Genomic DNA, 3,028 nt, shown 5'->3' on the forward strand with positions numbered 1-3,028 from the left:
GGGGGGGGGGGGGGGGGGGGGGGGGCCGGCCCCCCGGGGGGGGGGGGGGGGGGCGCGGCCCGGGGGGGGGGCGGGGGGGACGGGGCGGAGTCCTGCTCGTCGCGGAACAGGGGACCGCTCAGCCGAGCGGCCCCCTGGTCGTCCTGGTCTCCGCCGGTGTCGGGCACGATGGGCATGGGCCGAGTCTGCGCCGCATCGCCCGTCTCACGCACGGGACCCGCCGACGTCGAGGGCATTGCCCCGTGAAGCGAGGGAACGGGGCCCTGGTCGGTCGAGCCCGGGTGCCCGGCGCGGGGCGGAGCCCCCCAGGATGAGTGGTTCATCAGACCTCAAGCAGCTCGGATTCCTTGTGCTTGAGCAGCTCGTCCACCTGCGCGACGTACTTCGCGGTGGTGTCGTCGAGCTCCTTCTCCGCGCGCCGGCCCTCGTCCTCACCGGTCTCGCCGTCCTTGACGAGCTTGTCGATGGTCTCCTTGGCCTTGCGCCGGACGCTGCGGATGGAGATCTTCGCGTCCTCGCCCTTGCCCTTGGCGACCTTGATGTACTCCTTGCGGCGGTCCTCCGTGAGCTGGGGGAACACCACCCGGATGATGCTTCCGTCGTTGCTCGGGTTGACGCCCAGGTCCGAGTCGCGGATGGCCTGTTCGATGTTGCGCAGCGCGCTCTTGTCGAACGGCGTGACCACCGCCATGCGCGGCTCCGGCACCGAGAACGACGCCAGTTGGTTGATCGGCGTCAGCGCCCCGTAGTAGTCCGCCACGATCTTGTTGAACATCGCCGGGTGCGCACGCCCGGTGCGGATCGCGGCGAAGTCCTCCTTGGCGACCACAACGGCCTTCTCCATCTTCTCCTCGGCCTCGAGGAGGATCTCTTCGATCACCACTTGCTCCTGGTGTTATCAGTAAGCAGAGCCTCGCCCCTGCGTGCGTCTTCTCCTGCACGGTGTCCGACCGGCAGGCCGTTGTCCATCCCCGCGTCGGGCACTTCCGACGGCCGGGAGTTGCCGTCCGCGTGGCATCACGGACGGCCGTGCGAAGGCGGTACGGACCGTCAGTCCCGGTCGCCCTGGTCGCTGACGAGCGTGCCGATCTTCTCACCCTTCACCGCACGCGCGATGTTGCCCTCGGCCAGCAGCTCGAAGACGAGGATCGGTAGCTGGTTGTCGCGGCACAGCGTGATCGCCGTGGCGTCGGCGACCTTGAGGTCCTGGGTGATCACCTCGGCGTAGCCGAGCGCGTCGAACTTGACCGCGTCCGGGTTCCGCTTGGGGTCCGAGTCGTAGACGCCGTCCACGCCGTTCTTGCCCATCAGCAGGGCCTCGGCGTCGATCTCCAGGGCGCGCTGCGCGGCAGTGGTGTCGGTGGAGAAGTACGGCATGCCCATGCCGGCGCCGAAGATGACGACGCGTCCCTTCTCCAGGTGTCGCACGGCACGGAGCGGGATGTACGGCTCCGCCACCTGCCCCATGGTGATGGCGGTCTGCACCCGGGAGTCGATGCCCTCCTTCTCCAGGAAGTCCTGGAGGGCCAGGCAGTTCATGACGGTGCCGAGCATGCCCATGTAGTCGGAGCGGGCTCGGTCCATGCCGCGCTGCTGTAGTTCGGCGCCGCGGAAGAAGTTGCCGCCACCGATGACGATGGCGATCTCGGCCCCGTCGCGGACGACGGCGGCCACCTCGCGCGCGATTTTGTGCACGACGTCTGGATCAACGCCGAGTCCGCCACCGCCGGCGAATGCCTCGCCGGACAGTTTCAGCAGGAACCGACGGCGCTTGGCCCCGTCGGCCTTCGAGTCGGCCTGATCGGCGTCCAGATTCATGGGAGATCTCCTCGTGCACATACGAAGGAGGCCACTGCCGGGATGGTCCTTGATCGACCTCTACGGCAATGGCCTCCTCGTCACATCTGCGACTAACCGGTGACGGTTAGCTGCGTACGACCCTATCGGGGTCGCTGGTCATTCGTTGCCCTGGCTCAGCCCCTGAGCCGGACTGAATCCCGAAGTGAGCTCAGACGCCGACGCGGAAGCGCGCGAAACGCTTGAGCGAGACGCCGGCCTCGTCCAGAACCTTCTTGACGGACTTCTTGTTGTCCTTGGCGAACGGCTGGTCCAGCAGCACGTTCTCCTTGAAGAAGCCGGTGACGCGACCCTCGACGATCTTCGGCAGGGCGCCCTCGGGCTTGCCCTCCTCGCGCGCGGTGGCCTCGGCGACGCGGCGCTCGTTCTCGACCGTCTCGGCCGAGATCTCCTCGCGGGTGAGGAACTTCGGCGAGAAGGCGGCGATGTGCTGCGCGACGTCCTTGGCGACCTCGGCGTTCTCGGCGTCCAGCTCGACGAGCACGCCCACCTGGGGCGGCAGGTCCGGGCTGGTGCGGTGCATGTACGCCGCGACATAGCCGCCGGAGAACTGGGCGAAGCGGTCCAGGACGATCTTCTCGCCGAGGGTCGCGTTGGCCTCGTCCACGAACGCCTGCACGGTCTTGCCGGCCTCGATCTCGGAGGCGAGCAGCGCGTCGATGTCGGCCGGGGCGCTCTTGGCGACGTGCGCGGCGACGGCGTCGGCGACGGCGACGAACTTGTCACCCTTGGCGACGAAGTCGGTCTCGCACTTGAGCTCGACCAGCACGCCGGAGGTCTTGTCGTCGGCGATCAGCGAGACGACGGCGCCGTTGGTGGCGTTGCGGCTCTCGCGCTTGGCCACGCCCTTCTGGCCCTTGACGCGCAGGATCTCGACGGCCTTGTCGACGCTGCCCTCGGCCTCGTCCAACGCCTTCTTGCAGTCCATCATGCCGGCGCCGGTGAGCTCACGGAGCTTCTTGACGTCAGCGGCGGTGAAGTTCGCCATGGTCTGTGAATCTCTTCTCGAAAGGTCTCGAAAGGTCTCGAAAGATCTGTGATCTTACGGGTGGACGGGGGGGGGGGGGGGGGGGGGGGGGCCCCCCCCCCCCCCCCCGGGGGCGGCGGGGGGGGGGGGGGGGGGGGCGGGGCCCCCCCGGGGGGGGGCGCGGGCCGGGGGGGCGCGGGGCGG

Annotated in this window: 3 protein-coding genes; all 3 read right to left on the bottom strand. The window is 69.2% G+C overall.

Annotated features, from left to right (window positions below; all coding sequences use genetic code 11):
- Positions 1 to 322: 322 nt before the first annotated feature.
- The 3 genes from frr to tsf all read right to left on the bottom strand — a co-directional run bounded on the left by frr (position 323) and on the right by tsf (position 2,845).
- Complete coding sequence (gene frr / locus AAHZ94_RS31820) at positions 323 to 880, bottom strand: ribosome recycling factor (protein WP_349997183.1); 558 nt, start codon at positions 878 to 880, stop codon at positions 323 to 325.
- 170 nt (positions 881 to 1,050) lie between these two features.
- Entirely contained in the window at positions 1,051 to 1,818 is a 768-nt protein-coding gene (pyrH, locus tag AAHZ94_RS31825) for a UMP kinase (protein WP_349997184.1), read from the bottom strand.
- A 190-nt stretch (positions 1,819 to 2,008) separates the two neighbouring features.
- Positions 2,009 to 2,845 (bottom strand): translation elongation factor Ts, encoded by an 837-nt coding sequence (gene tsf, locus AAHZ94_RS31830; protein WP_349997185.1) that lies wholly within the window; start codon positions 2,843 to 2,845, stop codon positions 2,009 to 2,011.
- Positions 2,846 to 3,028: the final 183 nt, after the last annotated feature.

Origin of the sequence: Streptomyces sp. HSW2009, from assembly GCF_040240285.1 — a bacterium.
Classification (GTDB): domain Bacteria; phylum Actinomycetota; class Actinomycetes; order Streptomycetales; family Streptomycetaceae; genus Streptomyces.